Origin of the sequence: Pseudomonas oryzihabitans, assembly GCF_006384975.1 — a bacterium.
Lineage (GTDB): Bacteria > Pseudomonadota > Gammaproteobacteria > Pseudomonadales > Pseudomonadaceae > Chryseomonas > Chryseomonas psychrotolerans_B.
Window position 1 is genome coordinate 1,653,196 of the sequence record NZ_CP021645.1, and the last position, 23,133, is coordinate 1,676,328.

Below are 23,133 nucleotides of genomic sequence, written 5' to 3' on the forward strand. Positions count from 1 at the left end.
GGGATTCAGCGTGCAGCCGCCGCCTGGCTACAAAGTTTGAGCGCGCATCACAGTCGGCCTAGAATTCGCTCCCTTTTCGTCGCCATCCAGGCCTGTCATGACCTTTGCCGACCTCGGCCTCATCGAGCCGCTGCTGAGCGCCCTCACCGCACTGGAGCACAGCTCCCCTACTCCCATCCAGCGCCAGGCGATCCCGGCGGTGCTGGCCGGTCGCGACCTGCTGGCTGCGGCCCAGACCGGTACCGGCAAGACCGGCGCCTTCGGCCTGCCGCTGCTGCAGCGGCTGGTGCAGGAAGGTCCGGCGGTATCGCCCAACCACATCCGCGCCCTGATCCTGACCCCTACCCGCGAACTGGCCGAGCAGGTCCACGCCAGCCTGCGTGACTATGCCCAGAACCTGCCGCTGCGTACCGCCGTGGCCTACGGTGGCGTCAGCATCAATCCGCAGATGATGAAGCTGCGCAAAGGCGTGGACGTGCTGGTGGCGACCCCGGGGCGCCTGCTCGACCTGTTCAACCAGAACGCCGTGCGCTTCGACCAGGTGCAGCTGCTGGTGCTGGACGAAGCCGATCGCATGCTCGACCTGGGCTTTTCCCGGCAGTTGGGCGAGTTGTTCGTCATGCTGCCGCGCAAGCGCCAGACCCTGCTGTTCTCGGCGACCTTCTCCGATGCCGTACGCCAGCTGGCCGCCCCGGTGCTGCGCGATCCCCAGACCATCGACGTCAGTCCGCGCAACACCGCCGCCGTCACCGTCAAGCAGTGGGTGATACCGGTCGACAAGAAGCGCAAGACCGAGCTATTCCTGCACCTCTATCGCAGCGGACGCCGTCAGCAGGTGCTGGTATTCGCCAAGACGCGCAAGGGCGTGGAGCAACTGGTGGAAGCCCTGCAGGCCGAAGGCCTGGCGGCGGAATCCATCCATGGCGACAAGCCCCAGCCGGCCCGGCTGCGCGCCCTCGCCCGCTTCAAGGCCGGCGAGGCCGACATCCTGGTGGCCACCGACGTGGCCGCCCGTGGCCTGGATATCCAGGACCTGCCGCTAGTGGTCAACCTGGATCTGCCCATCGTGGCGGAAGACTATGTCCACCGCATCGGCCGGACCGGGCGCGCCGGCAACCAGGGCCAGGCGGTATCGCTGGTGTGCGCGGACGAGGTGGAGCAACTGGCGGCCATCGAGACGCTGATCGGCCAGGTCCTGCCACGCCGCGACGAGCCGGACTTCATCCCCGATCACCGCGTCCCCGAGACCCGCCCCAACGGGCTGGTGGTGAAGAAGCCCAAGAAGCCGAAGAAACCCAAGGTCGGCGCGCCGGTGTCGGACAAACCCCTGGGGCGCTGGGTGGAAGACGGCAAGCCCAAGGTCAAGTCGGTGCGCAAGGCACCCGGCTTCGGCAAGGCGCGCAAGAAGCCCTGAGGCAGGGAGCCCTGTAGCCTGGAAAACCGCGGAGCGTTTTCCGGGGGCGGCCTTGCAACTTATCGAAGGGATGGTGGATGAGGCTAGCGCCGTCATCCATCCTACGATGCTGTTGTAGGAGCAGCTGTCTTATCGCAGACGTGCCCGCGATAGACCGTAGGTTGGGTTGAGCGCAGCGAAGCCCAACATGACCTCGTGGCGCAGGCCATGTTGGGCTTCGACGATGGAGCCGTCTCAACCCAACCTACGGCGGCACGTAGGAGCGGTCGCTATGGCGCACCGGCATGGCCGCGATATGCCAGGCGTCGCTTACTCCGCCAACCGCCAGGTAGTGCCGCCCTTGCCGTCTTCCAGCACAACGCCCAGGGCGGTGAGCTGATCACGGATACGGTCGGACTCCGCCCAGTTCTTCTCGGCACGCGCGGTCAGCCGGGCCTGGATCAGCGCCTCGACCTCGGCCGCATCCACCCGACCCGCCGCATCGGCGCGCAGGAAGGCTTCCGGCTCCAGCTGCAGCACGCCCAGCACCTCGCCCAGCTCGCGCAAACGCCCGGCCAGGCCGGCCGCAGCGGCGGGATCGCTTTCGCGTAGGCGGTTGATCTCGCGCGCCAGCTCGAACAGCACGCCACAGGCACCGGCGGTGTTGAAGTCGTCGTCCATGCACTGGGCGAAGCGCTCGGCATAGCTTTCACCACCCTGGGCCGGTGCCTGGGGCAGGCCCTTGAGCGAATGATAGAAGCGCTCCAGGGCGCCCTTGGCTTCGCGCAGGTTGTCTTCCGAGTAGTTGATCGGACTGCGGTAGTGGCTGGCGATCAGCAGGTAGCGCACCACCTCGGGGTGGTACTTCTCCAGCACCTCGCGCAGGGTGAAGAAGTTGCCCAGCGACTTGGACATCTTCTCGCCATTGATGGTGATCATGCCGCAGTGCAACCAGGCGTTGGCGTAGGTCTTGCCGGTGGCTGCCTCGCTCTGGGCGATCTCGTTCTCGTGGTGCGGGAATTCCAGGTCGTTGCCGCCGCCGTGGATGTCGAAGGTCTCGCCCAGGCAGCAGGTTGACATCACCGAGCACTCGATGTGCCAGCCCGGCCGCCCTTCGCCCCAGGGCGACGACCAGCTCGGCTCGCCTGGCTTGGCGCCCTTCCACAGGACGAAGTCCAGCGGATCTTCCTTGGCCTCGCCCGGCTCGATGCGGGCACCGATGCGCAGGTCCTCGATCCGCCGCCGCGACAGCTTGCCGTAGCCGGCGAAACGGTTGACCCGGTAGTAGACGTCGCCATTGCCCGGGGCATAGGCGTAGCCCTTGTCGATCAGGGTCTGGATCATGGCGTGCATGCCGCCGATATGGTCGGTGGCGCGCGGCTCCTGATCGGGCTTGCGGATATTCAGCCGCGCCTCGTCCTCGTGCATGGCGTCGATCATCCGGCCCACCAGGTCGGTGAAGGGCTCACCGTTGGCATTGGCGCGGTTGATGATCTTGTCGTCGATGTCGGTGATGTTGCGCACGTAGGTGAGGTCGTAGCCGCTATGGCGCAACCAGCGGGTGATGACGTCGAAGGCCACCATGCTGCGACCATGGCCCAGGTGGCAGTAGTCGTAGACGGTCATGCCGCAGACGTACATCCGTACCTGCCCCGGTACCAGCGGCTTGAAGGCTTCCTTGGTCTTGGTCAGGGTGTTGTAGAGATGCAGTGCCATCATTGCCCCCAGGAGTCGCGCAGGGTCACGGTGCGGTTGAACACCGGCTTGCCGGGCGCCGAATCCTTGAGATCGACGCAGAAGTAGCCTTCGCGCTCGAACTGGAAGCGGTCTTCCGGCTGGGCCTGGGCCAGCGACGGCTCGGCGCGGCAGCCCTGGAGCACCACCAGGGACTCGGGATTGATGTTGTCGAGGAAGCTGCCGCCCTCTTCGCTCTTCTCCGGCTGCGGCGAACGGAACAGGCGATCGTAGAGGCGCACCTCGCACTCCACGCTGCCTTCGGCCGGCACCCAGTGGATCACGCCCTTGACCTTGCGACCCTCGGGGTTTTTGCCCAGGGTGTCCGGATCGTAGCTGCAGCGCAGTTCGACGACGTTGCCGTCGGCATCCTTGATGGCCTCGTCGGCGCGGATCACGTAGCTGCCGCGCAGGCGCACCTCGCCACCCGGCTCCAGGCGCTTGTAGCCCTTGGGCGGATTCTCTTCGTAGTCACCCTGGTCGATGTACAGCTCGCGGGTAAAGGGCAGCTGCCGCACGCCCAGGTCCTGCTTGGGATGCCGCGCCAGTTCCAGGTTTTCCACCTGGCCCTCGGGGTAGTTGGTGATCACCACCTTGAGCGGCTTCAGCACGCACATGGCGCGCGGGGCGTTCTGGTCCAGATCCTCGCGGATGGCGAATTCCAGCATGGCCACGTCGACCACGCCGTTGGAGCGGGTCACGCCGATCATCTCGCAGAAGTTGCGGATGGACGCCGGGGTGTAGCCGCGACGGCGATAGCCCGACAGCGTCGACATGCGCGGATCGTCCCAGCCGTTCACATGACCTTCGTCGACCAGTTGCTTGAGCTTGCGCTTGCTGGTGACGGTGTAGTTCAGGTTGAGGCGGGCGAATTCGTACTGGCGCGGCTGGGCCGGCACCGGCAGGTGGGCCAGGAACCATTCGTACAGCGGACGATGATCCTCGAACTCCAGGGTGCAGATGGAGTGGGTCACGCCCTCGATGGCATCGGATTGGCCATGGGTGAAGTCATAGCTCGGGTAGATGCACCAGGCATCGCCGGTCTGGTGGTGATGGGCGTGACGGATGCGATAGAGGATGGGATCGCGCAGGTTCATGTTGGGCGAGGCCATGTCGATCTTGGCGCGCAGCACCTTCTCGCCGTCCTTGAATTCGCCGGCCTTCATGCGGGCGAAGAGGTCCAGGTTCTCGGCCACGGAGCGGTCGCGGAAGGGGCTGTTGCGACCCGGCTCGGTAAGGCTGCCGCGGTATTCGCGGGCCTGCTCGGGGGTCAGGTCGCAGACATAGGCCAGGCCCTGCTCGATCAGGTGGACGGCCCAGGCATAGAGCTGGTCGAAATAGCCGGAGGCGTAGCGCACCTCACCGGCCCAGTCGAATCCCAGCCAGTGCACGTCGCTCTTGATGGCGTCGATGTACTCCTGGTCTTCCTTGGCCGGGTTGGTGTCGTCGAAACGCAGATGGCAGTCGCCGCCGAATTCCTTGGCCAGGCCGAAGTTCACGCAGATCGACTTGGCGTGGCCGATGTGCAGGTAGCCGTTGGGCTCCGGGGGAAAACGGGTGACGATCTTGGCCTGCTTGCCGGCGTCCAGGTCGGCCTGGACGATCTGCCGCAGGAAATGCGCGGGGGCGGCTTTGGCGGCGGTGGACGAGTCGGAAGTCGGCTTGCTCATGGGATCCTTAACTGGGCAGGCGCACGGCCAGGGTAGGCCGGGCAAAGGTAAACCCGTATCATAGCCCAACCCGTCAAGTCCCGGCGAAACCCTTGAGGCCCTCGCCGGGTCTGGATGCTGTCCCCCTTAGCTTACGGATTCGCTGCCATGATCAAGCTGCACACCAACCACGGCGTCATCACCCTGGAACTGTTCGAGGACAAGGCGCCTGAAACCGCGGCCAACTTCAAGGAATACGTCAAGAGCGGTCACTATGACGGCACCATCTTCCACCGCGTGATCGGCAACTTCATGATCCAGGGTGGTGGTTTCGAGCCGGGCATGAAGCAGAAGCCGACCCGCGCCCCGATCAAGAACGAAGCCAATAACGGCGTTTCCAACGAGATCGGCACCGTCGCCATGGCCCGCACCATGGACCCGCACTCCGCCTCGGCGCAGTTCTTCATCAACGTGTCCAACAACACCTTCCTCAACCACACCGCGCCCACCAGCCAGGGCTGGGGCTATGCAGTGTTCGGCAAGGTGGTCGAGGGCATGGACGTGGTCAACGCCATCAAGGGCGTCGCCACCACCAGCAAGGCCGGTCATCAGGACGTGCCGAGCGAAGACGTCATCATCGAGAAGGCCGAGATCGTCCCCGCTGAGTAAGATGAGCATTCTACTGGTCTCCGACCTGCATCTCGAACCGCAACGCCCGGACATCGTCCGGGCGTTTTTGCATCTCCTCGAGACGCGGGCCCGTGGCGCCGAGGCGCTCTACATCCTTGGCGACCTGTTCGAAGCCTGGATCGGCGACGATGCCATGGGGCCTTTCGAGCGAGAGATCGCCACTGCCCTGCGCCGACTAGCCGACAGCGGCACGGCGATCTACCTGATGCACGGCAATCGCGACTTCCTCATCGGCAAGGCCTTCTGCCGCCAGGCCGGCTGTCAGCTGCTGCCGGATCGTCACGTCACTGACTTCCACGGCCAGCGCGTGCTGCTCATGCACGGCGATACCCTCTGCACCCGTGACGAGGGTTACCAGAAGCTGCGCCGTATCCTGCGCAACCCCTTCACCCTCTTCGTCCTGCGCCACCTGCCCCTCACCAGCCGCCAGAAGCTGGCGCGCAAGCTGCGCAGCGAGAGTCGCCAGCAGACCCGCGCCAAGGCCATGGACATCACCGATGTCACCGAGGCCGAGGTCGAACGGGAAATGCAGGCCGCCCAGGTGACGACACTGATCCACGGCCACACCCACCGACCCGCCACTCACGAGTTGCAACTGAACGACCACCCCGCGCGGCGAATCGTGCTGGGCGACTGGGACAGCCTGGGTTGGGTACTGGAAGCCACGCCGGCAGGCCTTATCCAGCGAAATTTCGCCCTCGACGAACGGTAATCGGACGTCCAGACAAGCGTCGCCAACGGCAGGCTAACCCCTTGGTATGAAACGCCTTTTCGAACTATCGAAAACCATTATCAAGGGGCGCTGCGACCGATCGTCACATGCCGATTTCAGAAATCCGTAGGTGCGACCGATGATGAGGGATGTAAAGAGATGTAACCCTCTCGCGGAGCCCGCCTATGCAACTCGACACCCTTTTCGCCCAGCTACACAACCTGCCCAGCGTTCCCGAAGTGGCGCAGGTGCTGATCAAGCAGTTCGACGACCCCAACACCAGCATCGAAACCCTGTCGCGCACCGTCGCGCGTGATCCCGTCATCGCCGCCAAGGTGCTGCGCCTGGCCAACTCGGCGCGCTTCCGTGGCGCCCGCGAATCCACCAGCATCGAAGACGCCGCCCTGCGCCTGGGCTTCAATACCCTGCGCACCCTGGTGCTGGCCTCGGCCTTCACCAGCGGCTTCAAGGCCGCCCCGGGCTTCGACCTGCCCGCCTTCTGGTACAACAGCTTCCTGGTCGCCAGCCTGTGCAAACCGCTGGCCAAGCAGGCCGGTCTGGACCAGGAGACCGCCTTCACCTGCGGCATGCTGCATGACATCGGCGAACTGCTGATTCAAAGCGGTGCTCCGGAACTGGCGCCGAGCCTATCCGGACCAGCCACGGCCAGCAGCCACCGCGCCGCCGATGAAACTCTGCAACTGGGCTTCGGCTATCCGGAAGTGGGCGCTGAGCTCGCGCGCCGCTGGCAGCTACCGCAGGTGCTGCGCGATGCCATCGCCTTCCAGGCTCGCCCGCTGCAGGCACCCGAGGGCAACGGTTATGCCCTGATCGTGGCCCAGGCGGTCGCCGTGGCCGAGGTGCTGCATGAGAACGCCGGCGACAGCAAGATCCTGGACCTGAGCGGTCCCCTGTTCGCCGACATCGATCTCGAACAACTGACCCTGGTACTGCCCAACGCCCGCGATACCGCCGCCACCTTCAGCCAGGCTGCCTGAAGCGGGCCCTGGCCAAACGGCGGACAAGAAAAAACCCCTGGAGCCAAGCTCTCAGGGGTTTTCTTAATCTGGCGGTGAGGGAGGGATTCGAACCCTCGATAAGATTTCTCCTATACACACTTTCCAGGCGTGCTCCTTCAACCGCTCGGACACCTCACCAGATTTGCTCGGCGTCTGCGTCTGCATCACCGAGGCGCGCAACTATAGGCAAAGGCGATTTCGATGGCAAGCTTTTTCTTCAATCGATTCATACATTTGCACGAAGGAGCCGAGAGAGCTGCTGCCAGGCGGCGTTCACGGGATGACCGGCCAGTCGCCTGGGAAGCCACGATAACCGCCCATACCTCCGACAAACGGTAGAGTCGCACGTGATTTTGTAATCGGTTGAAAGTTATGAAGAATTCGGCCAGAGCGACACTTTTGATAACCGCCTGGTCGGCAGCCGCCACAAAACTGAAATTTATGTTCTATAGCTACTGGATAGTGCTCAAGCCTGCGGGTATCAGTAGCTGCATGCCATCCTTGCGCAAGCGCTTCCCGTCCAAGACGTAAAGGCTTCAAACAGCTAACAATAAAGGCCCAGAGTCATGTTCAAGAATCCCGTCCCCAAGTGGCGCCAGGCGAGTTTCGTGCTCATCGTCACCACCGTCGTGCTGGTAATACCCAACCTGTCCCGATTCTTTGGTTAGTGTGGTGTTTCAGGAGTTCGCGCAAGAATTGGCGAGTGATTTTTTGACGGTTCGGCGCTCCGACGGTTCGGCGCTCCGACGCTGCAGCGCCCCGATTGGCCGGGCGCCAGGACGAGTCATAGCAGGGCTATGGCGAGGAGTGGCAACGCCGGCAAGGAGGTACGCCTCTGCGGCGAAAAAGCGCCGCCAAAATTGCGCAGTTAACTTCTGAACAGCGCACTAACGCCAATAATCGGCGGGTGGTGCCGGCAAGGCGCCCACCAGGTCACGCAGCCCCTCCCCCCAGCCTCGGCGCAGGCTCTGGAAGTAGTCGTCATGCTCATCGATCCGGTGGCTCTTGACCTGGTCGAGGCGATCACGCGGATAGACCACCAGATCCAGCGGCAAGCCCACCGAGAGATTGCTGCGGATCGTCGAGTCGAAGGACAGCAAGGCGCAACGCAGCGCCTCTTCGAGCGGCGTGTCGAAGCTCAGCGCCCGATCCAGGATGGGTTTGCCGTACTTGCTCTCGCCGATCTGAAAATAAGGCGTGTCCTCGGTGGCACTGATGAAATTGCCATGGGGATAGATGTTGAACAGCTCAGGCTCGGTGTCCTTGATCTGGCCACCCAGCAGGAAGGAACAGCTCAGGTCGAGGCCGTGGCCGCTGGGCGCATCCTGGGCATCGCGGTGGATGATCTCGCGCAGGGTCTGTCCCAGCAGGATGGCGGCATGATTGAGCGTGGGGACGTCGTGCAGATTGGGGTGCTCGCTGTCCAGACGTTGGCGCAGCAGGCTGATGACCGCCTGGGAGGTGGCCAGGTTGCCTGCCGACTGGATGGCGATGAGGCGTTCACCGGGTACTCGGAACAGATGCAGCTTGCGAAAGGTGGCGATGTTGTCGACCCCGGCATTGGTACGGGAATCGGCGACGAACACCAGGCCGTCGTGCAGCTTCATGGCGACGCAGTAGGTCATGCGAACCTCGGGTAGAAAAGACGGATTGCCCTAGCACTGACGGCGGCGAGACGCGCCGCCAGACGACGAGGCCGCACAGTGGCGGCCTCGTTCCCTCGGGTGACTGTCGCAGATTATTGTTGCTGTTGCTGCACCTGCTGCAAGGGCTCCACCAGCACCTTGGCTTCCATTTGCTCCACGCCACCGCCACGACGCATGCCACGCACCGGGCAGGCGTCGAGGTAGTCCAGGCCGACGGCCAGGCGCAGGTGCCGCTCCGGACGGGCCAGGCGGTTGGTGACGTCGTAGCTGTACCAGGCGCCGTCGTGCCAGGCCTCGGCCCAGGCATGGCTGGACAGGTGTTCGCTGTCGTCGGTGCAGAGGTAGCCCGAGACATAGCGAGCCGGAATGCCCAGGCTGCGCGCGCAGGCCAGGAAGGCATGGGCATGGTCTTGGCACACCCCTGCCCCCTTGGCGAAGGCCTGGGCGGCGTTGCCGTCCACCTCGGTGGAACCGGGGATATAGGCCATCCGCTCGTGCAGTCGCTCCATGAGTTGGATGAGGGTGGCGCGATCGCGATGGCCATCGCAGACCTCGCGGGCGAAATCCGCCAGGGCCGCGTCGGCCTCGGTCAGCCGCGTCTGGCGCAGGAAGGGAAAGGGCGAGGCCTGGCAGGGCTCGGACTCGAAGTCCTCGTCGATCTCCACCTGGCCGCTGGCGGTGATGGTGATGGCGTCGTGCGGGGTATCCAGGGTCAGGACATGCAGGATGTTGCCGAACGGATCGCGCTGGGCACGGGCCGGGCGCGGCAGCGCCAGTTCCCAGTCGAGGATCCTCTGGTGGGCGTCGCCCTGAGGCGTGAGCCGCAGGTACTGGATGCTGGCGCGGACCTGGTCGGCGTAGCGATACAGCGTTTCGTGATGGATCGCGAGTCTCATACGGTCTCCAGGTATGCGGTATTGATGGCGCTGCCGAGCTGGCGGATATGGACGATGAAATCGCCGATCCAGGGATGCAGGCCTTCGCCCAGCACCTCGTCGATGCTGGTGTAGCGCAGTCGGGCCTCGAGGCCGGCTGCCAGGCGCTTGGCCTCGCGGCCGTTCTCGCCCGGCAGGCTGGCCAGCACCCGGTGCAGTTCGATCACGCAGGACAGCAGCGAGCGCGGCAGGTCTTCCTTCAGCAACAGCAGCTCGGCACCGTTGCGTACGTTAAGGGCATCGCGATAGAGCTCGGTGTAGGCCTCGAAGGCGCTCAGGGCGCGCAACAGGGCGCTCCACTGATAGAAGCCACGGGCGGAGGAGTCACTGATGGCCTCGGCTTCTTCCTCACCCAGCACCTGATAGCGGGCATCGAGCATGCGCAGGGTGTTGTCGGCCCGCTCGACGAAGGTCCCCAGGCGGATGAAGCGATAGGCGTCGTTCCTCATGATGGTGCCGACGGTGGCACCGCGGAACAGGTGGGATCTTTCCTTGACCCATTCACAGAACCGGCTGATGCCGAAGCGGATCAGCCCGGTGACGGCGATCTCGCGCATCTCCAGCCAGGTGGCGTTGACGTTCTCCCACATGTCGGCGGTGATGCGTCCGCGCACCGCGTGGGCATTGCTGCGCGCCGCCTGCAGGCAGCAATAGATGCTGCCGGGATTGCGCTCGTCGAGGGCGAAGAAGTGCAGCAGGCGCTCGGGGTGCAAGGCGCCGTGCTTGTCACGGTAGTCATCCAGGGTGCCGGTGATGAGCAGCGGCATGGCCAGTTCGTCCAGGCCTCCGCCCTGCCCGCTCTGCGGCATCATGGAAAGGGAATAGCTGACGTCCAGCATCCGCGCGAGATTCTCGGCGCGCTCCAGGTTGCGGGACATCCAATACAGATCGGCAGCGGTACGACTCAACATGGTGGGGTCGCCTTTCAAAAGTCCTTGCGGGGCCGCCGAAGCGGCCTGATGTTCACGGCGTCCGGTCCTAGTCCTGGACCACCCAGGTGTCCTTGGTGCCGCCACCTTGCGACGAATTCACCACCAGGGAGCCTTCGCGCAGCGCTACCCGGGTCAGGCCGCCGGGCACCAGGCGCGTCTTGCGGCCGGACAGCACGAAGGGCCGCAGATCGATATGGCGCGGCGCGATGCCGTTCTCGACGAAGGTCGGGCAGGTGGACAACGACAGGGTCGGCTGGGCGATGTAGGCGCTGGGGTTGGCCTTGAGCCGCGCGCGGAAGACTTCGATCTCGGCGCTGGTGGCGGCAGGGCCGACCAGCATGCCGTAGCCGCCGGAACCATGGACTTCCTTGACCACCAGCTCGGGCAGGTTGGCCAGGACGTGGGACAGCTCTTCCGGCTTGCGGCACTGCCAGGTGGGCACGTTGTAGAGGATCGGCTCCTCGCTGAGGTAGAAACGGATCATCTCCGGCACATAGGGGTAGATGGACTTGTCGTCGGCCACCCCGGTGCCTATGGCGTTGGCCAGGATGACGTTGCCCGCGCGATAGGCGGCCAGCAGTCCGGGGACGCCGAGCATGGAGTCCGGATTGAAGGCCAGGGGATCGAGGAAGGCGTCGTCCAGCCGGCGATAGATGACGTCGACCTTCTGGAAACCCGAGGTGGTGCGCATGAACACCTGCTCGTCGCGCACCAGCAGGTCGGCGCCTTCGACCAGTTCCACGCCCATCTCCCGGGCCAGGAAGGCGTGTTCGAAGTAGGCGCTGTTGAAGCGTCCCGGGGTGAGCACCGCTACCGTGGGGTTGTTGACCGGGGTGGAGCTGCGCAGGGTGTCGAGCAGCAGGTTCGGATAGTGGTCGATGGGCGCGATGCGCTCGAGGGTGAACAGCTCGGGAAACAACCGCATCATCATCTTGCGGTTCTCGAGCATGTAGGACACCCCGCTCGGGGTGCGCAGGTTGTCTTCCAGCACGTAGTAGGCACCATCGCCGTCACGCACCAGGTCGACCCCGGCGATGTGGGCATAGATGCCATTAGGCAGATCCAACCCCTGCATCGCCAGCTGGTATTGGTCGTTGGCCAGCACCTGCTCGGCAGGGATGACGCCGGCCTTGATGATGCGCTGGTCGTGGTAGAGGTCGTGGAGAAACATGTTCAGCGCCTGGACGCGCTGGATGCAGCCACGCTCGATGATCTGCCATTCGCTGGCCGGAATCGCCCGGGGCAGCGCATCGAAGGGAATCAGGCGCTCCGTGCCCTGCTCGTCGCCATAGAGGGTGAAGGTGATACCGGCCCGGTGAAACAGCAGGTCGGCTTCGCGGCGGCGCTGGGCCAGCAGCTCGGGGGGTGTCTCACTCAGCCATTTGGCATAGCGACCATAATGCGGCCGACACTGCGCCTGGACGTCATACATCTCGTTATACAGTGGGCGGCTCATGCCGATCTCCTTATCACTCGCATGTGCAGCGTCGCAAGCCGCGTGCCAGGGCGCAAGCCATCAAACCCCGGCCTTTAAAAGGCAAATGGGCAGGCGATGCACCAAAATCAGGCGCGCGGAGCGGTTCGTGCACCGTAACCTTTCTGCGTTGTGGCTAAGACGGTGCGCGCAAGGGAAAGTGCGACGACAGCTGCGAGGAGAAGGTGCAAAAAGAAACCGGCAATGCCCTCTGGCATGCCGGTTCCTGGTAACGCCGGTCAGGCGTGGGTTCGGGCGATCTCCTGGGTAACGCCCCAGCCATCCAACTGGCCGCCGAGTGGAACCACCACCGCCTCGAGATCGCTCTCGAAATCATCGATGGTGGCGTGGGTCGCGAACATCACCTTGCTGACCTGTAGATGCCAGCCGCCGTCCTCATGGGGCATCACCTGAGCGTTGAGGGACTCACCGTGGAACTGGTCCGCCGCCTGGCGGGCCGTGCGTTCGTCGGTGAAGATGGCGAAGAAGTCGATCGGATGGAAGCGGGCGAAATCGAAACCGCCCTCCTTCATCCGTTGCAGCAGGTTCAAGCTCACATCATCAGCAAACGACAAGGACATAGGACTTCCCTCCTCTGGTTCGGATGATTCGCTCGAACGGGCGTCGACACCGACCCCCGCCGAGTCGCGGCTGACTGCTCGAAGGGTGCAGCGACCGCCGTGGCTTACGCCTTGCCGATGGCCTCCAACACGTATCGAGGTAGAGCAAAGGCAGCGGCATGCAACTCCGGTGTGTAGTACCGGGTGTGAATGCCTTTTTCACTGTAGCGTTGCGCTAGGGTTTCGGCACGCTGTGTGCGTAACGAAATGTCCTTGCTCCCCCAAGCCAAGGTCATGACGCCCCCTATGTAGGTAGGCACCGCCGACAGGTAAAAGTGCCAGTCGGCGAACAGTCCGGCCATCCGGCTGGCGGTGGTCTTGACCTCTTCCAGCTGCAGGAAGGGCGTGCCGTTCTGGGCCACCATCACGCCGCCGTCGCTCAGGCAACGATGGCAGGCCTGGTAGAAGTTCTCGGAGAAGAGCACCTCGGCTGGCCCGATGGGATCGGTGGAATCGGAGATGATGACGTCGTAGCGCTCGGTGGTGTTGGCGACGAAGTTCATGCCATCGTCGATCACCAGATTCAGCCGCGGATCGTCGAAGGCGCCGGCGGAATGGCTGGGAAAGAATTGCTTACACATCTCCACCACCGAACCGTCGATCTCGACCATGGTGATGTGCTCGATCCCCTGGTGCTTGGCCACCTCGCGCAGGATGCCGCCGTCCCCACCGCCGATGATGAGTACCCGCTTCGGCGCCGAATGGGCCAACAGGGGCACATGGGTAAGCATCTCGTGGTAGATGAATTCATCGGCCTCGGTGGTCTGGATGACGCCATCCAGGGCCATTACCTTGCCCAGCACGGCATTCTCGAAGATCACCAGGTGCTGATGCTCGGTACGCACCTCGTGGAGCAGGCGCTCGACGGTGAATCGCTGGCCATAGCCGTCATAGAGGGTTTCCAGGTAGTCGCTCATGTCGATCTCCGCAGGTGGCAGGCCGAGACGAGCAATGCCCGGCCAAAAGCCGGGCATTGTAAGAGCTGGATGTGACAGGCTCCAGCGTTGTGCTGGCTAACCCTTGTGGGTGGGCGCGGTGGCCGAGCGATTGCCGCGTGGACCGGCGGCGGCCCAGGCGATCAGGCCGATCACCGGCAGCACGACGATCAGGATCGTCCAACCGATCTTGGCGTTGTTGGTGCTATCGCTGCGGATGACGTTGACGATGGCCCAGATGTCGAGCAGGAAGACGATGAAGCCTAGTACACCGCCGATGGTGGAATTGATCATGTCGCGACTCCCGTTACGAGGACACAGGTCTCGTCAATTGGGACTGGCGAGGGCGGCGCCGAGTTCGGCCGGCTCGCTTGGCAGCGGCGCCGGCCAGGGGCGTTCAGAGCCAGGGCAAAGGCTCGCGAGCTAGAGACAAACAAGGCGAAAATGGCTGAGGAAGCGGAGTTTACAAGCGGTAAATGAGCATTCCGAAGCCATTTTTAACGCCGTTTGGCCGACGCGCAGCAGTCTTTGCCCTGGCTCTCAGGCGAAACGGACCAGATCGATGTCGGCGAAGGAAGAGACGCAAGGATGATCGCCCAACTGGCCACCGGCGCGGACCAGGCCACAGGTCGGCAGACCCGCCTGCCGCGCGGCATCCAGCTCTTCCACCACATCGGAAAGAAACAGCAGTTCCGCCGGCACATGGGTAGTAGCCGAGGCGATCCGCGCATAGGACTCGGCCTCGCGCTTGCCGCCGGTCAGGGTATCGAAGTAACCGGAGAACAAAGGGGTGAGATCGCCGTGCTCGGAGCAGCCGAAGATCAGCTTCTGCGCCTGCACCGAACCGGAGGAATAGACATACAGCGGCAGACCCGCCGCGTGCCACTGGCGCAGCGCCTGGACGGCATCGGGGTAGACGTGGCCCTTGAGCGTGCCAGCGCGGTAACCCTCCTCCCACACCTGACCCTGCAGGGCCTTGAGCGGGGTGGCCTTGCGGTCGGCGGCGATCCACTCAAGCAGGATGGCGATCACCCGCTCCACGTCGGCATTCAATTCGCCGGCTTCGGCGCGCACCGCGTCGAGTTGCTCGGCCACCGCCGGCGTCCCGGCATGGGCCCGCACGAAGGCTGGCAGGTGCTCGCGGGCATAGGGGAAGAGCACGTCGAAGACGAAGCTCACGGCGCTGGTAGTGCCCTCGATGTCGGTGAGGATGCCCTTGATGGTCACGCCTCGACCTCCAGCCGTGGGAAGCGCTGGGCAATGTCCACGCCGGTGAAGTGGGCGACCCAGCCTTCAGGGTTATCGAACAGGCGGATGGCGACGAAGGACGGCGACTCGCTCATGTCGAACCAGTGCGGCGTGCCGGCCGGCACCGAGATGAGGTCGTCCTTCTCGCAGAGCACGGCATAGACGTGGTCGGCGATGTGCAGGGTGAAGAGGCCCTGGCCGGCGACGAAGAAGCGTACCTCGTCCTCATTGTGGCGATGCTCTTCGAGGAACTTGGCGCGCAGCGCCTCCTTCTGAGGATGCTCCGGACTCATGCTGATGACGTCCACGGTCTGGTAGCCACGTTCTTCGATCAGGCGGTCGATCTCGGGCCGGTAGGCGGCGATCACCTCCTCCTGGCTGGCACCGGGCGCCACCGGGGCGGTGGCCTGCCAGCGCTCGAAACGCACCCCGACTTCGGCCAGGGTAGCGGCTATGTGTTCGCCATCGCTGATCACCTTCAGCGGCTGGTTGGGTTCGGCATCGTGGTAGACGGTCAGTCGGCTCATGGGCGCAGGCTCCGGGTCTTGAGTTCGCATTCGAAGAGGAATTCGAAGGCTTCCACGTGACGCAAGGCATCGGCCATGCGGGGGGCCCAAGTATAGAGGCCGTGGCCGCGGATCAGGTACCCCACGCAGTCGGGATGGACGTCGAGCCAGGTCTGCACCTTGTCGGCCAGGCGCGGGATGTCCTGATCATTGTCGAACACCGGTACCTCAACCCGCACCTCATGGGTGGTGACGCCGTGCAGCGCCTTTTGCAGCTCGTAGCCTTCCAACAGCAGGCGGTCACCTTGGAGTTCGCGGGACAGCACCGTGGAATTCACCGAATGGGTGTGCAGCACCGCGCCGATCTCCGGCTGCCAGCGATAGAGCTGGGTGTGCAGCGCCGTCTCCGCGGAGGGCTTCTTCGGCTCCAGCGGGGTACCGTCGAGATCGGTGGCAAGGATATCGTCCGGTTCGAGCTGGCCTTTGTGCTTACCGGAGACGGTCAGCAGCAGGCGGCTGTCGGACAGCCGCACCGAATAGTTGCTGCTGGTGGCTGGGGACCAACCGCGGCCATAGAGGAAGCGACCGGCGTCGATGATTTCCCGGGCCAGTTGCTCACGCTGCTGGATCATGGAGGGTTCTCCTAGGTTCTGTACGAAAAGTCGCCGAGCGACGGTCAGGCGAGGCGAAAAACGCTGAGGAAGCGGAGTTTACGAGAGGTAAATGAGCATTCCGAGGCGTTTTTCAACGAAGCATCACCGAGCGCAGGCACTTTTCGTACGGGACCTAACGGACAAGAGGATGAGGAAGGCGCCTACCAAGGCCGCCAGGGTGGCGCCCAAAAAGGCGGCGAAGGCGCCGGACACCTGCCAGGCATAGCCAGCATACAGGGCACCGAGCGCACCGCCAGCCCCGGACAGCGCTGCATAGAGCGACTGGGCCTGGCCCTGGCGACGGCGGTCGAAATGCGCCTGGATGAACTGGATGGCGGCGGCGTGGAAACAGGCGAAGGTGGCCGCATGCAGCAGCTGGGCGAACAGCAGTATCCCGAGCTGGTCGGCCAGGGCGCCCAACAGCAGCCAACGCCCGGCGGCGATCAGGAAGGCGGTGACCAGCAGGGTGGTCAAGGCGATCCGCGCCAACAGCTGGGGCATCACCAGAAAGACCAGCACCTCGGCGATCACGCCCAGGGACCAGAGCTGGCCGATGACGCCCCGGCTGTAGCCCAGCTCTTCCAGGTGCAGGGTGAAGACCGTGTAGTAGGGGCCATGGGACAGCTGCATCAGCGCCGCGGCGACGAAGAAGGCCAATACCGGCGGCTGGCGCAGGGTGGTCAGGAAGGGCTCGGCCGGGGCCTCGATCCGCTGGCCGGGATCCACCTTCACCCCCGGTACCGCCAGGGAAGCCAGCAGGATGATGGCCATCACCAGCAGCAGATAGGCGGGATAGAGATCCAGGCTGACGTATTCGAAGGCCCAACCGAGGCCCGCTACCGCAGCGATGAAGCCGATGGAGCCCCAGAGGCGAATACGGGCGTAACGCTGCGGCTGGTCACGCAGGTGGGCCAGGGTGATGGCCTCGAATTGCGGTAGCACGGCGTGCCAGAAGAAGGCGTGGGTCGCCATGATCAATGCCAGCCAGACGAAACCCTGGCCGAGGTAGATGCCGGCGAAACACAGCAGGGTGCAGGCGGCGCCGAGGCGGACGATGCTCAGGCGGCGGCCGGTGCGATCGGCCAGCCAACCCCAGAGGTTGGGCGCCAACACCCGCATCACCATGGGAATGGCCACCAGTTGCCCGATGGCCGTGCCGGAGAAGCCCAGGTGGTGGAAATACAGCCCCAGGTAGGGCGCCGTGGCGCCCAGCAGCGCGAAATAGGCGAAATAGAAGCCCGACAGGCGCCAATAGGGAACCGGCATCGTCCGCCCGGTGCTTGGCGCCTGTTCGGGATCTCGCGAGCTAGAGACAAACAAGGCGAAAGTGCCTGAGGAAGCAACGTTTGCGAAGGTTAAGGAGCATTTCGACGGGGCTGGCCTTCCAGGGCATTTTCAACGCCGTTTGGCCGACGCGCAGCTGATCATGAACAGGTGCTCAGAGCTGCGGCAGAACGGGCGTGCCCACCCGCACCTCGGCATTCTGCGCGCGGTGACGCAGCAGGTGATCCATCAGCACCAGGGCCATCATGGCCTCGGCGATGGGCGTGGCGCGGATGCCCACGCAGGGATCGTGGCGCCCCTTGGTGATGACGTCGACCGGATTGCCGTGCACGTCGATGGAGCGACCGGGAGTGGTGATGCTGGAGGTGGGCTTGAGTGCCAGGTGAGCGACGATGGGCTGGCCGGAGGAGATGCCGCCCAGCACGCCACCGGCGTTGTTGGAGAGGAAGCCCTCCGGGGTCAGTTCGTCACGGTGCTCGGTGCCGCGCTGGGCGACACTGGCGAAGCCGGAGCCTATCTCCACGCCCTTCACCGCGTTGATGCTCATCAGCGCATAGGCCAATTCGGCGTCGAGACGGTCGAAGATCGGCTCGCCCAGGCCCGGCGGTACGCCTTCCGCGACCACGCTGATCCGCGCGCCCACCGAATCCTGGTCGCGGCGCAGCTGGTCCATGTAGGCCTCGAGCTCGGGAACCTTGTTCGGGTCCGGGCTGAAGAAGGCGTTCTCTTCCACGCTGTCCCAGGTCTTGAAGGGGATCTCGATGGGCCCCAGCTGGCTCATGTAGCCACGCACGCGGATGCCCTGGGTGGCCAGGTATTTCTTGGCGATGGCGCCGGCCGCCACGCGCATGGCGGTCTCCCGCGCCGAGCTGCGACCGCCGCCGCGGTAGTCACGCAGGCCATACTTGTGGTGGTAGGCGTAGTCGGCATGGGCCGGCCGGAAGAGGTCCTTGATCGCCGAGTAGTCCTTGGACTTCTGGTCGGTGTTGCGGATCAAGAGGCCGATGGGCGTGCCGGTGGTGACGCCTTCGAAGACCCCGGAAAGAATCTCCACCTCGTCCGCTTCCTGACGCTGGGTGGTGTGGCGACTGGTACCGGGCTTGCGCCGGTCCAGGTCGCGCTGCAGGTCGGCGGTATCCAGGGGCAGTCCGGGTGGGCAACCGTCGACGATGGCGACCAGCGCCGGGCCATGGCTTTCGCCGGCAGTGGTGACGGTGAACAGCGTGCCGAGGGTATTGCCGGACATGCGAGGGCTCCGCGCTACGGGTGAAAGGTATAGATTCAACTGGAAGTGGGCGATTTTACACGCGCCGTGGTCTTTTACACGGATTGTGTGCGGGATAGGCCCCACACCCAGGTCTCAGGTGGCCCGTTTCGTCATGCGTCTGCTGCTTTCCCTGCTGCTGTGCTTCGCCCTTCCCTCTTTCGCCAAGGCGGTCGATCCCGTGTTCCATGGTCCGATCCAACTCGACACCGGCACTGGCGTGCTCAAGGGCAGCCTGATCCTGCCCCTTAGCGAGCGCCCGCAACCGGTGGTGCTCTTCGTCTCCGGCTCGGGACCGACCGACCGCAACGGCAATGGCCCTGGCGCGCGCAATGCCGCCCTGCAGCGGCTGGCCGAAGCCCTGGGCAATCGGGGGATCGCCAGCGTGCGCTTCGATAAGCGCGGCGTGGCCGCCAGCCGCCCTGCCGAACCGGACGAGAGCCGGCTGAGCGTGGAGCGTTATGTCGACGACCTGGTCGCCTGGATCCGGCTGCTGGAGGCCGATCCGCGCTTTTCCAAGGTGATCCTGCTCGGCCACAGCGAAGGCGCCCTGATCGCCAGCCTAGCCGCCGACCGGATACCGGTCGCTGGCGTGGTGACCCTGGCCGGCAGCGGTCGCCCCATCGACGTGGTGCTGCGCGAACAGTTGGCCGGCAAGCTGTCCCCGGCTGAGTTGGCCAGCGCCCAGTGGATCATCGACCAGTTGTTGCGCGGCACGCCGGTGCCCGAGGTACCGCGCGAGTTGCTGGTGCTCCTGCGTCCCAGCGTGCAGCCCTATCTGATCTCGCTGTTCCGCCAGCAGCCGGCCAAAGCCTTCGCCGGCATCCAGGCGCCGGCGCTGATCGTCCAGGGTACCCACGACGTCCAGGTGGAGGTCGCCGATGCCCAGGCGCTGCACCGGGCCAAGCCCGACGCCGAGCTGGCCATCATCCCCGGCATGAACCATGTCCTGCGCATCGCTCCAGCGAGTTTGCGGGCGCAGTTGCCCACCTACGATGACCCCAACCTGCCGCTGGCCCGCGAATTGGTACAGCGCGTCGCCGCCTTCGTCGAACACTCAGGTTCCTCAGCCGCCAGCCGATAAGCCGGCAAAGGCGCCCAGGAGGTGCCCCGCCTGGAGTCTGCTTGTGGAAGCCCCCGATCACGAAGCCCCGGCCGTCGAGGCCGCCCCTCATGAGCCCCATCCCTGGGCCAGCCTGCCACCCGAGCGCTTCCAGCTGCTGCGGCTGATGCCCCAGCCGGTGGATCGCCGGGTCGGTGCACGCCCCCTGCGCTTCGTGCAACTCGGCCTGGTCGAGCGGCACGGCGAAGAGGAAAGCCTGCTGCGGCTGTCGGTACAGATCCCGGGGCAGGTATTGCACCGCGAAGTGAACGTGTTGGAGGTCTGGGTCGACCACCATCTCGGCGAGATCCGCCTGGGACCGGAGCGCGGCCTGCAGGTCGAACCGGAGGAACGCGGCCTGGGTCGCTTCCTGTTGGCCCGCGCCGCGGCCTGGGCGCGCCTGCGCTGGAGCCACTACCGGGTGCAGGACCTGCCGCTCGCGCGCCGCGATGCGCTCGACGAAGACAGCCGCATCCGGCGCGATCATGTCCTCACCGCCCAGGGCTTCGTCGTGGAGACGGCCGAAGACAACGAGCGCCAGTTGCTCTGCCGGGCCGCGCGGGTTAGCCAGTTGCGCGAAGACTGGAACGCCGACAAGGTGCAACTGCTGTCGCTGCTCGACGGCGCCACCCTGCTGGAACAGTGCGACCGGGTCATCGACGAGCGCGATGCCAGCCTGCGGCAGCTGGAGGACCGTATCGCCCTCTATCGCCGCGATGACGTCTCCATGCGCTTCGCCATCGGCTGCCTGGCGGTGTTCTGCCTGTTCCAGGCCGCGCTGCTGATCTGGATGGCGCTGCGCTAGGCGGCCCAATCCGGATGGCCGTCACCTTGCGCTTACGCCTCTCGGCAGCGCCCAACCGCCATCCCTCCGCGGAGGCTTGCTCCCCCGCCGGACCCTGCTAACGTAGCGCCCCGTTCGCATCCATCCGCTCGGAGTGCCCGCTGTTCATGGTCTCGCCTCTTTCGCTTCGCCGGCGCGCGCCCCTGCGCCTCGCTACCCTCGGCCTGCTCACCGCCCTCGCCGGTTGCCAATACTTCGCCGAGGAGCAGCCGACCCGCAGCCAGCCACAACTCAAGGGCAGCCTGCCACTACGCGGCCTGGCGCAGACCGTCTCGGTGCGCCGCAACGCCGAAGGCCAGCCGCTGATCGAGACCACCACCTTCCACGATGCCTTGTTCGCCCTGGGCTACGTGCACGCCAGCGAGCGCCTGGCGCAGATGGTGGAGTTGCGCCTGCTGGCCCAGGGCCGGCTGGCCGAGGCCTATGGCGCAAGCCGGCTGGACACAGATAGATTCATGCGGGCGGTGGACCTGCGCAAGGCGGCCCAGGTGGCCTATACCAATGCCTCGCCCCGCCTGAAGACCTTCTTCGAGGTCTATGCGCGGGGCGTCAATGCCTATCTCTATCGCGCGGGCGAACGGGTCGAGCTGGATGGCCACGACTATCGCGTCGACTACTGGAAGCCGGAAGACAGCGCCCTGCTCTACGAACTCCTGAACTTCGCCCAGGCGGTGGACCTGCGCAAGGAGACCGCCGCCCTGGCCCTGGCCACCCAGGTCAGCCCCGAGCGCCTGGCCTGGCTGCTGCCCACCTACCCGGACGAACCCCTGCCCGAAGAGGAGACGGCCAAGCTACGCGGCCTGAACCTGCGCGGCCAGGTACCGGGCCTCGAGGCCCTGCTGGAGGTCCAGCGGCGACTGGCGCAGCAGGCCCCCTTCGGCGGTCCTACCGGCACCGCCTGGGCCGCCACGCCCAATCACACCCGCAGCGGTCGCAGCCTGCTGGGGGTGGACGAGGTCAGCGCCTTCGACGGCCAGTCGCCCTTCACCCTGGTGACCATCAGGGCCCCGCGCTTCGAGGCCGTGGGCACCACCCTCCCCGGCCTGCCGCTGCTGCTCGATGGCTACAACGGGAACTTGGCCTGGGCCGGCACGACGCTGATGGGCGACAGTCAGGATCTCTACCTGGAGCGGCTGCAACGCCAGGGCGGACGCCTGCAGGTGCAGAGCGGCGGCCAATGGCAACCCGCCAGCCAACGAGTGGAAACCTTCTTCGTGCGCGGCGAAAAACCCCGGCGCGAAACCCTCTATGCCAGTCCGCGCGGCCCCTTGCTGAATCTGGCCCTGGCCCCGGAAGCCGATGGCTACGGACTGGCCCTGCGCAGCGGCCGCCTGGAAGCCGACAAGAGCCTGGATGCGCTCTTCGATCTCTCCCGGGCCAAGGACGTGGAGCGTGCCTTCGAGCTGGCACGGGATATTCGCGCCAGCGATTGGAATCTGATGTTCGCCGATGCCCAGCACATCGGCTGGCAGGTGACCGGTCGCTACCCCAACCGCCGCAGCGGCCTGGGTCTCTTGCCCGCGCCCGGCTGGGACGAGCGTTACGCCTGGGATGGCTATGCCGATACCATGCTGCATCCCTACGACCAGGACCCGGCGCAAGGCTGGCTCGGCACCGCCAACCAGCGCGTGGTGCCCCGTGGCTACGGCATGCAGCTCTCCAGCAGTTGGTCGGGGCCCGAGCGCCTGGAGCGTCTGGCGCAACTGATGAGCCGCTCGCCGCGCCTGGATAGCCGCGACGCCATCGCCCTGCAGCAGGACCAGACCACCACCCTGGCCGCCAAACTGAAGACGCAACTTGGCGCTCCCGGCTTTGCCGCACCGCTGCGCCAGGCCATCGCCGCCTTGCCCGCCGAGCAGCGCCGTGCCGCGGAAGAGGCCCTGAGTCGCCTGCTGGCCTTCGATGGCCGCCTGGCTGCCAGCTCCGCCGAGGCAGCGGTCTATGAAGCCTTCCTCCAGGTCCTGGCCGAGCAGACCTTCGCCAAGGCGCTCGGCGGCACTGATAGCCCGGCCTGGCATGCCTTCACCACCCTCAGCGATACCGGCTACAACCCCGTCGTCGACCACCTGCTGGCCCGCGACGACAGCCCCTATTGGGGCGATGCCGGCATCCAGGCGAACAAGCCCGCCGTCTTCGCCTGGGCGCTGGCGGGGGCCATCGACCGTTGCGTGACGCAACTGGGCAATGATCGAGCGAGCTGGCAGTGGGGACGGCTGCATCGGCTGGCTGGCGCGGCCAGCGGCGGCGACATGTCCACCCTGGACCTGACCGCCAGCCACTGGGGCGGCGACTCGAAGGTCTGGCTGGCTCCGGCGCTGCGTCTGGTGGTGGACTTCGGCCTGACCGAGCCGCTGCTGGCGAGCCAGGCCGGCACCCCGGGCAATGGCTGGGCCAGGGGCCAATACCAGAGTCTGCCGCTGCAACCGCAGAACCTGGAGCGCGTCTATGGGCGTGACCGTTTGCTACTGATCCCGCAGAAGTAAGGGCCTCAAG

At 65.3% G+C, this 23,133-nt stretch carries 21 protein-coding genes and 1 tRNA gene; 7 read left to right on the forward strand and 15 right to left on the reverse strand.

Going from position 1 to position 23,133, the window contains the following annotated elements; genetic code table 11:
- Positions 1–97 precede the first annotated feature (97 nt).
- A complete protein-coding gene (locus CCZ28_RS07185) occupies positions 98–1,414 on the forward strand; it encodes a DEAD/DEAH box helicase (RefSeq protein ID WP_140217179.1) in 1,317 nt (438 codons plus the stop codon).
- A gap of 309 nt (positions 1,415–1,723) precedes the next feature.
- Here the strand turns inward: CCZ28_RS07185 and cysS are convergent, their stop codons facing one another.
- A complete protein-coding gene (gene cysS / locus CCZ28_RS07190; protein ID WP_205894643.1) occupies positions 1,724–3,109 on the reverse strand; it encodes a cysteine--tRNA ligase in 1,386 nt (461 codons plus the stop codon).
- Entirely contained in the window at positions 3,109–4,797 is a 1,689-nt protein-coding gene (locus tag CCZ28_RS07195) for a glutamine--tRNA ligase/YqeY domain fusion protein (RefSeq protein WP_140217183.1), read from the reverse strand. The genes cysS and CCZ28_RS07195 overlap by 1 nt, the downstream gene beginning before the upstream one ends.
- Positions 4,798–4,944: 147 nt before the next feature.
- Between CCZ28_RS07195 and CCZ28_RS07200 the strand changes: the two genes are divergently transcribed.
- The 3 genes from CCZ28_RS07200 to CCZ28_RS07210 all read left to right on the forward strand — a co-directional run bounded on the left by CCZ28_RS07200 (position 4,945) and on the right by CCZ28_RS07210 (position 7,176).
- Complete coding sequence (locus tag CCZ28_RS07200) at positions 4,945–5,445, forward strand: peptidylprolyl isomerase (RefSeq protein ID WP_140217185.1); 501 nt, start codon at positions 4,945–4,947, stop codon at positions 5,443–5,445.
- Between the two features lies 1 nt (position 5,446).
- A complete protein-coding gene (lpxH, locus tag CCZ28_RS07205) occupies positions 5,447–6,178 on the forward strand; it encodes a UDP-2,3-diacylglucosamine diphosphatase (protein ID WP_140217187.1) in 732 nt (243 codons plus the stop codon).
- Positions 6,179–6,363: 185 nt separating this feature from the next.
- Complete coding sequence (locus CCZ28_RS07210; RefSeq protein ID WP_140217189.1) at positions 6,364–7,176, forward strand: HDOD domain-containing protein; 813 nt, start codon at positions 6,364–6,366, stop codon at positions 7,174–7,176.
- 69 nt (positions 7,177–7,245) lie between these two features.
- Here CCZ28_RS07210 and CCZ28_RS07215 read toward each other — a convergent pair.
- The 13 genes from CCZ28_RS07215 to aroC all read right to left on the reverse strand — a co-directional run bounded on the left by CCZ28_RS07215 (position 7,246) and on the right by aroC (position 18,676).
- Positions 7,246–7,335 (reverse strand) — tRNA-Ser (locus tag CCZ28_RS07215).
- A gap of 749 nt (positions 7,336–8,084) precedes the next feature.
- A complete protein-coding gene (locus CCZ28_RS07220; protein WP_140217191.1) occupies positions 8,085–8,822 on the reverse strand; it encodes a proteasome-type protease in 738 nt (245 codons plus the stop codon).
- A 113-nt stretch (positions 8,823–8,935) separates the two neighbouring features.
- Complete coding sequence (locus tag CCZ28_RS07225) at positions 8,936–9,739, reverse strand: transglutaminase family protein (RefSeq protein WP_058788454.1); 804 nt, start codon at positions 9,737–9,739, stop codon at positions 8,936–8,938.
- Entirely contained in the window at positions 9,736–10,689 is a 954-nt protein-coding gene (locus tag CCZ28_RS07230; protein ID WP_058779340.1) for an alpha-E domain-containing protein, read from the reverse strand. Before CCZ28_RS07230 ends, CCZ28_RS07225 begins: the two co-directional genes overlap by 4 nt.
- 67 nt (positions 10,690–10,756) lie before the next feature.
- Positions 10,757–12,166, reverse strand: coding sequence for a circularly permuted type 2 ATP-grasp protein (locus CCZ28_RS07235; RefSeq protein ID WP_058761157.1), 1,410 nt, complete (start codon positions 12,164–12,166; stop codon positions 10,757–10,759).
- Positions 12,167–12,423: 257 nt separating this feature from the next.
- A complete protein-coding gene (locus CCZ28_RS07240) occupies positions 12,424–12,765 on the reverse strand; it encodes a ribonuclease E inhibitor RraB (protein WP_140217193.1) in 342 nt (113 codons plus the stop codon).
- Between the two features lie 104 nt (positions 12,766–12,869).
- Positions 12,870–13,721 (reverse strand): polyamine aminopropyltransferase, encoded by an 852-nt coding sequence (gene speE / locus CCZ28_RS07245; RefSeq protein ID WP_140217195.1) that lies wholly within the window; start codon positions 13,719–13,721, stop codon positions 12,870–12,872.
- Between the two features lie 96 nt (positions 13,722–13,817).
- Positions 13,818–14,033, reverse strand: coding sequence for a PLD nuclease N-terminal domain-containing protein (locus tag CCZ28_RS07250; protein ID WP_058761160.1), 216 nt, complete (start codon positions 14,031–14,033; stop codon positions 13,818–13,820).
- A 246-nt stretch (positions 14,034–14,279) separates the two neighbouring features.
- Positions 14,280–14,966, reverse strand: coding sequence for an acireductone synthase (mtnC, locus tag CCZ28_RS07255; protein ID WP_140217197.1), 687 nt, complete (start codon positions 14,964–14,966; stop codon positions 14,280–14,282).
- Entirely contained in the window at positions 14,963–15,514 is a 552-nt protein-coding gene (locus CCZ28_RS07260) for a 1,2-dihydroxy-3-keto-5-methylthiopentene dioxygenase (protein ID WP_140217199.1), read from the reverse strand. The genes mtnC and CCZ28_RS07260 overlap by 4 nt, the downstream gene beginning before the upstream one ends.
- Positions 15,511–16,125, reverse strand: coding sequence for a methylthioribulose 1-phosphate dehydratase (locus tag CCZ28_RS07265; RefSeq protein WP_058761163.1), 615 nt, complete (start codon positions 16,123–16,125; stop codon positions 15,511–15,513). The genes CCZ28_RS07260 and CCZ28_RS07265 overlap by 4 nt, the downstream gene beginning before the upstream one ends.
- A gap of 123 nt (positions 16,126–16,248) precedes the next feature.
- Positions 16,249–17,412 carry an MFS transporter gene (locus CCZ28_RS07270; RefSeq protein WP_140217201.1) on the reverse strand — a complete coding sequence of 388 codons (1,164 nt, stop codon included), beginning with the start codon at positions 17,410–17,412 and terminating at the stop codon, positions 16,249–16,251.
- 172 nt (positions 17,413–17,584) lie between these two features.
- Complete coding sequence (aroC, locus tag CCZ28_RS07275) at positions 17,585–18,676, reverse strand: chorismate synthase (protein ID WP_140217203.1); 1,092 nt, start codon at positions 18,674–18,676, stop codon at positions 17,585–17,587.
- Positions 18,677–18,809: 133 nt separating this feature from the next.
- Here aroC and CCZ28_RS07280 point away from each other — a divergent pair, with 133 nt between their 5' ends.
- From CCZ28_RS07280 to CCZ28_RS07290, 3 genes are all read left to right on the forward strand, one after another.
- Positions 18,810–19,778 (forward strand): alpha/beta hydrolase, encoded by a 969-nt coding sequence (locus CCZ28_RS07280; RefSeq protein ID WP_140217205.1) that lies wholly within the window; start codon positions 18,810–18,812, stop codon positions 19,776–19,778.
- A gap of 43 nt (positions 19,779–19,821) precedes the next feature.
- On the forward strand, positions 19,822–20,601 hold the full coding sequence (locus CCZ28_RS07285) for a hypothetical protein (RefSeq protein WP_140217207.1): 780 nt from the start codon (positions 19,822–19,824) through the stop codon (positions 20,599–20,601).
- A 146-nt stretch (positions 20,602–20,747) separates the two neighbouring features.
- Positions 20,748–23,123, forward strand: a complete 2,376-nt coding sequence (locus CCZ28_RS07290; protein ID WP_140217208.1) for a penicillin acylase family protein — start codon at positions 20,748–20,750, stop codon at positions 23,121–23,123.
- Positions 23,124–23,133 lie beyond the last annotated feature (10 nt).